This is a genomic window from Methylocaldum sp. (genome assembly GCF_039794385.1).
In the GTDB taxonomy this organism is placed as follows: domain Bacteria; phylum Pseudomonadota; class Gammaproteobacteria; order Methylococcales; family Methylococcaceae; genus Methylocaldum.
In genome coordinates, this window is record NZ_JBDIVO010000251.1 from 1 (window position 1) to 6,914 (window position 6,914).

Annotated in this window: 8 protein-coding genes; all 8 read left to right on the forward strand. The window is 59.8% G+C overall.

What is annotated here, in order from left to right; all coding sequences use genetic code 11:
* Positions 1–558: 558 nt before the first annotated feature.
* The 8 genes from ABJK70_RS17750 to ABJK70_RS17785 all read left to right on the forward strand — a co-directional run bounded on the left by ABJK70_RS17750 (position 559) and on the right by ABJK70_RS17785 (position 6,855).
* A complete protein-coding gene (locus tag ABJK70_RS17750; protein WP_347258637.1) occupies positions 559–2,103 on the forward strand; it encodes a porin in 1,545 nt (514 codons plus the stop codon).
* 65 nt (positions 2,104–2,168) lie between these two features.
* Positions 2,169–2,951 carry a molybdate ABC transporter substrate-binding protein gene (modA, locus tag ABJK70_RS17755; protein ID WP_347258638.1) on the forward strand — a complete coding sequence of 261 codons (783 nt, stop codon included), beginning with the start codon at positions 2,169–2,171 and terminating at the stop codon, positions 2,949–2,951.
* Positions 2,948–3,184 (forward strand): hypothetical protein, encoded by a 237-nt coding sequence (locus ABJK70_RS17760; RefSeq protein ID WP_347258639.1) that lies wholly within the window; start codon positions 2,948–2,950, stop codon positions 3,182–3,184. The genes modA (ABJK70_RS17755) and ABJK70_RS17760 overlap by 4 nt, the downstream gene beginning before the upstream one ends.
* A 100-nt stretch (positions 3,185–3,284) precedes the next feature.
* Complete coding sequence (modA, locus tag ABJK70_RS17765; protein ID WP_347258640.1) at positions 3,285–4,049, forward strand: molybdate ABC transporter substrate-binding protein; 765 nt, start codon at positions 3,285–3,287, stop codon at positions 4,047–4,049.
* Positions 4,046–4,459 carry a TOBE domain-containing protein gene (locus ABJK70_RS17770; protein ID WP_205780655.1) on the forward strand — a complete coding sequence of 138 codons (414 nt, stop codon included), beginning with the start codon at positions 4,046–4,048 and terminating at the stop codon, positions 4,457–4,459. The genes modA (ABJK70_RS17765) and ABJK70_RS17770 overlap by 4 nt, the downstream gene beginning before the upstream one ends.
* Positions 4,449–5,120: a molybdate ABC transporter permease subunit gene (modB, locus tag ABJK70_RS17775; protein ID WP_077728561.1), complete on the forward strand. Its 672-nt coding sequence runs from the start codon at positions 4,449–4,451 to the stop codon at positions 5,118–5,120. Before ABJK70_RS17770 ends, modB begins: the two co-directional genes overlap by 11 nt.
* The gene (locus ABJK70_RS17780; RefSeq protein WP_347258641.1) at positions 5,120–6,028 is read left to right on the forward strand and encodes an ATP-binding cassette domain-containing protein; all 909 of its coding nucleotides are present in this window, start codon (positions 5,120–5,122) and stop codon (positions 6,026–6,028) included. The genes modB and ABJK70_RS17780 overlap by 1 nt, the downstream gene beginning before the upstream one ends.
* 14 nt (positions 6,029–6,042) lie before the next feature.
* Positions 6,043–6,855, forward strand: a complete 813-nt coding sequence (locus ABJK70_RS17785) for a TOBE domain-containing protein (protein ID WP_168175332.1) — start codon at positions 6,043–6,045, stop codon at positions 6,853–6,855.
* The last annotated feature ends 59 nt before the right edge of the window (positions 6,856–6,914 follow it).

Here is a 6,914-nt window from a genome sequence, read left to right on the forward strand (position 1 = left end):
TCTCCAATTAGGGGTAATACTCAGGACACCGGCAGGCAACGGTGCCCGTTCCGGCGCCATGGAAGCTTAGCCGAGTTCTCGCCCGACTGCCGTGATCCGCCGATCGCTTTTGTTGGAAAACCGACATTCTTCCTGTTCGAAACCTGACATTCCTTTCGCCACCATAGCTATCCGACGCTCGCCGGCCGAACTACTTGTATCGATATTTATTAACGTATATAACGAAGCACAAACCGAACGATTAAGCCCAAGCGAAAACGCGTTTCCGCCGAATATTCAACAGCATAGGCACTAGGCCTCCGGCAGTTGCGGGACGCCAGCCGTTGCCGACCAATTCCCTCTCGTCGAGATGTTCGCCCCATTATTGGCCCTGTTTTTGCTCGATCATCGTTATAACTTTAAATAAATAACGAATTAACGTTCAAAGGGTTTTTCGGCTACGCAATGACGTGGACCGGAAGGGGGGAAACACCAATCAAAGAACCAGCCATCGCGATCGGAGACGGCTTGCAATGAGGCGTCGCAGCTTAACGGCCAAACAAATTGGGGAAACTTCTCATGACTATAAGAAAAAAAACAGCGCTCGCCGTCGCTTGTCACGGCTTACTCTTTAGCTCGCCTCACGGCGTGTCTGCGGCGACCATGGAAGAACGCATGCAGGCGATGGAACGGCGCCTCGTGGAAATGGAAACCCGCCTGGAACAATCGGAGAATGAAAACACGCAGCTTCGTAAACAAATCGCCGCAAAAACGCAGGAAACGAATCCGAAAAATCTCCCCGTTGCCACATCTGACGGCGAGGTAAAAGCGCTGAACGACAAAGTCGCCACGCTCGAGAAAAAAATCGAGCAGGATCGCAAGGTGACGGCGGAAGCGGCAAAGAATGCGCCCAAGGTCGAGATCGGCAACAAGGGCCTGGTCGTCAAATCCGCCGACGAGAACTATCGCCTGAGCCTCCGCGCCTATGCCCAGGCCGACGGCAATTTTTTCATGGACGATTCGACGGGCGATGCGATTCCGGACAAGTTTTCCATCCGCCGCGCCCGTCTGACCATCGACGGCACCTTCTTCAAATGGGCGGATTTCCGTTTCTCGCCGGATTTCGGCCAAGGCAATCTGCGCCTGTTCGACGCCTTCGCCGATTTGCACTATTTTCCGTACGCCAGCCTGATGGCGGGCAAATTCAGACCGCCCATCAACGGCCTGGAACGTCAGCAAGGCGCGCCCAATATCGCGTTCGTCGAGCGAGCACTGACCCAGAACCTCACGCCGGCACGCGATATCGGCGTAATGCTGCACGGCCAGATCCCCTACCCCGGCTATAAAACGCAGTACACGATCTTGCCGGTGTTCAAGGAGTTCTTCGGCTACGAACTCGGCGTCTTCAACGGCGCCCGCGACGGGGGTAACGTAGACAGCGAGCGGGACGACAACAAGGAGTTCGCCGGCCGTCTCATTTCGCATCCTTTCATGCACAGCGGCATCCCGGCTTTGGAAGGCCTGGGTATCAATCTTGCTGGCAGTTGGGGGCAACCGAGAGGACACAGCTTGAACCGGCTGACCTCGGCCGGACAGCAGGCTTTCCTGAATTACAACCCGAACGTCACCGCTTTCGGAGACGCCTACCGCATCACGCCCGGGGCTTATTGGTACTGGGGGTCGTTCGGGCTGCTGACCGAGTACGTGATTTCATCCCAGCGCCTCGCCGACGGTACGAGAACCCGAACCGCGCGCCAGGACAACACCGCCTGGCAAGTGCAGACCTCGTATGTGCTGACCGGCGAAAGGAACTCGTTCTTCGGGATCAAGCCGGCCCGAAACTTCGATCCCTTCGCCGGCACCTGGGGCGCTTTCCAGATCGCCGCGCGATGGGGCGAGTTGGACGTGGACGACGACACTTTCAAGTACAACGGCGCTTTCGCCAACCCGTCCACCTCGGCCAGCAAAGCCACCGAGTGGGCGCTGGGCCTGAACTGGTTTCTCAACCCCAATATCAAGTTGATGGCCGATTACGCCCAGACCTATTTCGACGGCGGCGCGGCCCGAGGCCGGGATCGTCCGACGGAAAAAGTGTTCCTGACCCGGTTTCAGTATCAGTTCTGATACAAGAGCCGAAAACCCGGATTTCTCGAAAAACCCGATCTGTTCAAACTGTGGAGAACTCAGCCATGCATCGCTTCTTATTGATCTTTTTGCTCCATCTGATAACCATAGGCCACACCGCTCAGGGCGCCGAGACAGGCAAGCTCACCATCGCCGCCGCGGCGGATCTCAAGTATGCAATGGACGAAATCGTGACATCCTTCAAAGACCGCCACCCGGAAGCGACGGTGGATCTCGTCACCGGTTCGTCCGGCAAGTTTTACGAACAAATCGTGCACGAAGCGCCTTTCGACATCTTCTTTTCGGCCGACATCAAGTTTCCGGAAAAGCTTAAAGAGCAGGGGCTGACGGCTTCCGAGGTCAGGATGTACGCCCGCGGCCGCATCGTGCTGTGGAGTGCACGGACCGACGCCAGCAAGATGACACTAAAGAACTTGGACAGTCCCCAAATCACCAGGATCGCCATCGCCAATCCCAAGCATGCCCCCTACGGCATGCGTGCGGAGGAGGCACTGAAGAAAGCCGGTCTGTGGTCGAAAGTGGAAAAGAAATTGGTGTTCGGCGAAAACGTGGCGCAGACCGCCCAGTTCGCCGAGACCGGCGCCGCCGATGTCGGCATCATCGCCCTGTCGCTGGCCGTGAGTCCCGCGCTGAAGGAGAAAGGCGGGTATTCGCTGGTTCCGGAGAATCTGCATTCCCCTCTGGATCAGGCCTACGTCGTCGTCAAGCGGGCCGAGAACAATCCATTGGCCGAGACGTTCGCCGAATTCGTCGCCGCCGAACCGGCGCGGGCGATCTTCCGTCGCTACGGCTTTGTTCTGCCGGGCGAAGCGGCGCCCGCGCTATGAGTCGGCACGCCGATCCGAATCTCACTGCGCCCGCGACGACGCGGCGCGGGGTATCCGCCTTCGGCGGCGGGGCGCTAATCGTTACCCTGGGCGGCCTGATCGGACTGGGAGGCGCGGAATTCCGCTTGCCGCTGCTCATCGGGACATTTCAATTCCCGGCCCTGGACGCGGTCATCGTCAACAAGTTCGTCAGTCTGGCGTTGTCGGTGATCAAGATGTGGCGCGCTGGATAATCGCCATGTTCTCGCTTACCGTCGCGATGTTCGGCGGACACGGCGCTACCGAATCGGCTATCGGTGAACGTGTTTTTGTTTGACGATATTCAAAGGTCCTATGATGAAACACCCGTTCTTCGTACTTTCCATTTGCCTTTTGGCCACAGCGCCGCCGCTCGCGGCGCGGGACACTCTGACGGTGGCCGCCGCGGCGGGCATTCAGGCCAACTTTCCGGAACTGAAACAGGCTTTCGAGCAGGAATCCGGCATCGAGATCGAGCCGGTGTTCACGTCCTCGGGCAAGATCGCCGCCCAGGTCGAACAGGGCGCGCCCTTCGATGTCTTCGTTTCGGCGGATGTCAGTTATCCCGAGCATCTGTACAAATCCGGTTTGGCCGTCACGCCGCCCAGGGTCTACGTCTACGGGGCGCTGGTGGCGTGGACCCTCGGCGACGTCGCCTTCGACAAGGGCTTGACCGCGGTGCTCAAGGCGCCGGGCATCCGCAAAATCGCTCTCGCCAATCCGAAGGGCGCGCCTTATGGCCGGGCGGCCATGGAGGCTCTGCGCCACTATCGGTTGCTGCCCGCTCTCCAAGAGAAAATCGTTTACGGCGAGACCGTTCCCCAGGTCAACCAGTTCGTGCTGTCACAGGCGGCCGAGATCGGCTTGACCGCGAAGTCCACGGTGTTGACGGCGGCGCTGAAGGACCGGGGACACTGGATGGAAATTCCCGAGGAAGCCTATCGACCCATCGCCCAGGCCGCCGTCATTCTGAAGCACGGGGAGGAACATCGGCCCGCGGCGGCGAAACGCTTTTTCGACTTCCTGTTTTCTCGGACCGCACGGGACATCTTCGCCCGGCAAGGGTATCGGCTGCCGTGAACCGATTGCCGGGAATCATCGTTGCCGTCGCCAGCGAAGGGGATATTTCGCTGGTCGATGTCGCCGTGGGAGAAAACACGCTGACCGCGATGCTGGTGGAAACGGCGGAATCCGCTCCCTATCTCGAAGCGGGCAACGCCGTATCGGTCCTGTTCAAGGAAACGGAAGTTTCGCTCGGCAAAGACTTGAGCGGTCGCCTGAGCCTGCGCAACCGGCTACAGGGCGAAATCGCCGACATCCGCAAGGGCAAGCTATTGGCCGAGGTGACGCTCGATTGCGGAGGCCACCGCCTGGTGTCCGTTATCACTCGCCGGGCCGCCGAGCGGCTGGAATTGGCCGTGGGCGATCGCGTCGAGGCCTTGGTCAAGGCCAACGAGGTCATGCTGGGGGAACGCGCCGATGGCCTATGATTGGCAACCCCTGATCCTCACTCTGAAGCTCGCCACGGTCACGACGGCGATATTGTTCCTCATCGGCGTGCCCCTGGCTTACTGGCTGGCTTTCGGCCGCTTTCGCCTGAAGGCGGCGGTGGAAGCCCTGGTCGCCATGCCCTTGGTCTTGCCGCCCTCGGTGCTCGGCTTTTATCTGCTCCTGGCTTTCAGCCCCAAAAACGCCTTCGGCCGTTTTCTGGACGAGACCTTCGGGCTGCGGCTCGTGTTCAGTTTCGAAGGACTAGTCGTCGCGTCCGTATTGTTCAGCCTGCCGTTCATGGTCCACCCGGTGCAGTCGGGTTTTCAGAACCTGCCGCGCAGCCTCACGGAGGCGGCCTACACGCTCGGCTTGTCGCGCTGGAAAACCCTGACGCGGATTCTGCTGCCCAACATCAAGCCCTCCCTGCTTGCCGGAGCCGTGATCAGTTTCGCCCATACCATCGGCGAATTCGGCGTGGTGCTGATGATGGGCGGCAGCATTCCGGGCGTGACCCGAGTGGCTTCCATCGCCATTTACGATGAGGTGGAATCGCTCAACTACGATGCGGCCAATTTTTATGCGTTCGTCTTGTTCGCCCTGAGCTTCTCCATACTGCTTGCGGTATTTTTCATCAACAAACGCGCATTGGGACCCCATTGATGCTGGAACTATCGCTGCGAAAAAACCTGCACACCGCGGAAGGGAACGTGACCCTGGACATCGAGCTCGAAGCCGAGACCGGACAGTTTCTCACCTTGTTCGGACGGTCGGGCGTCGGAAAAACCACTTGCCTTCGCTGCATCGCCGGGCTGACCGAGCCCGATCACGGCAGAATCGCCGTAGGCGGCGAGATCTGGTTCGACCGGACCAAGGGCATCGACATCCCGCCCCAGAAGCGCCGAGTCGGTTTCGTATTCCAGGACTATGCCCTTTTTCCGAATCTGAGCGTGCGCGAGAATCTCCGCATCGCGCTGGGGGATCCCAAGGACGAACGCTATCTGGACGAACTCCTGGAGCTGATGGACATACGGGAACTGGAGCGGCGCCTCCCGACCACCCTGTCCGGGGGACAACAACAGCGGGTGGCGCTGGCCCGCGCCTTGGCCCGGAGACCCCGGCTCTTGCTGCTGGACGAGCCGCTTTCCGCCCTGGACGGTGAAACCCGCCAACGCCTTCAAAACGAAATTCTGCGGATACAGCGGCATTTCAGGATGACCACCCTGATGGTCAGCCACGACCTCGGCGAAGTTTACAGGCTGTCCGATCGGGTCATCGTCATCGAGGGCGGCCGAACGGTCGCCCGCGGACGCCCCGCCGAGGTTTTCAGCAATCGCCGGATCAGCGGAAAATTTCAGTTCACCGGCGAAGTGCTCGCGGTCGAGCCCAACGACGTCGTGTTCACGCTCTCGATCCTGATCGGCAACCGGGTGGTGCAAGTGATCGCCACGGCACAGGAAATGCTGGACATCCAAGTCGGCGACACGGTCATGCTGGTTTCCAAAGCCTTCAATCCGCTCGTGATGAAAGTGGATCGGAATCCCGGCCGCCTCTCCCCATCCCGTTCATGAAGAGCCAACAATCGATGACGAATCCGAATCACAAGATCGATCCGCCCGCCTTGGTCGAGGGCGAACTCCGACTGATCGGCGGCCTCAACGAACGTCTCTTTCGATTGCTCGCCGCCATCGGAAAAACGGGTTCCATCAACCGGGCAGCAAAAGATGTGGGCCTAAGTTACAAAGGCGCCTGGGAAATGGTGGAGCGGGCCAACAACCTGTCGCCGGAGCTTCTGGTTTCCACCGCCGTGGGCGGCCGCCACGGAGGGGGCACCAAGCTCACCGCCGTCGGCCGGGAGTTATTGGCGCTTTTTACCGGATTACAGGAAGAACACCGCCGCTTCCTGGATGCGAAAAACCGGCAACTGGCGGACAACCCGAACCTCATTTTCTTATTCAGGAGATTGAACGTGAAAGCAAGCGCGCGCAACCAGCTCTTCGGCAAAGTGACCGACATCCGTACCGGCGCGGTCACCGTGGAAGTATGCATAGGACTCAAGGGCGGAGAAACGATCGTGTCGGCCATCACCAAGGAATCGGCGGAATCGCTGGGCGTCAGGAACGGCGACGACGCGATGGCGCTGATCAAGGCCCCGCTGGTCATGATCGTCAAGGATTTCGGCGGATACCGCCTATCGGCGCGCAATCAGTTGAAAGGGACGGTCAAGCGCATTCAAAAGGGCGCGGTGAATTCCGAAGTGGTGATCGAACTGGCGGGCGGCGATTCGATCGCCGCCACCATCACCAACGAGAGCGTGGACTCGATGGGGCTGCGCGAGGGCGATGCGGCCCATGCCGTGTTCAAGGCCGGGTCGGTCATACTGGGAGTCGCGGACTGAGCCCGCGTAGGCCGGGATAAGCTTGTCCTGAGCCGAGACGAACGGCTCGATCCGGCCTA

What these genes read in the sequence shown, in the direction of transcription:
- ABJK70_RS17750 (WP_347258637.1), top strand. Translation starts at nt 559, where the DNA reads ATGACTATAAGAAAAAAAACAGCGCTCGCCGTCGCTTGTCACGGCTTA.
- modA (WP_347258638.1), top strand. Translation starts at nt 2,169, where the DNA reads ATGCATCGCTTCTTATTGATCTTTTTGCTCCATCTGATAACCATAGGC.
- ABJK70_RS17760 (WP_347258639.1), top strand. Translation starts at nt 2,948, where the DNA reads ATGAGTCGGCACGCCGATCCGAATCTCACTGCGCCCGCGACGACGCGG.
- modA (WP_347258640.1), top strand. Translation starts at nt 3,285, where the DNA reads ATGATGAAACACCCGTTCTTCGTACTTTCCATTTGCCTTTTGGCCACA.
- modB (WP_077728561.1), top strand. Translation starts at nt 4,449, where the DNA reads ATGGCCTATGATTGGCAACCCCTGATCCTCACTCTGAAGCTCGCCACG.
- ABJK70_RS17780 (WP_347258641.1), top strand. Translation starts at nt 5,120, where the DNA reads ATGCTGGAACTATCGCTGCGAAAAAACCTGCACACCGCGGAAGGGAAC.
- ABJK70_RS17785 (WP_168175332.1), top strand. Translation starts at nt 6,043, where the DNA reads ATGACGAATCCGAATCACAAGATCGATCCGCCCGCCTTGGTCGAGGGC.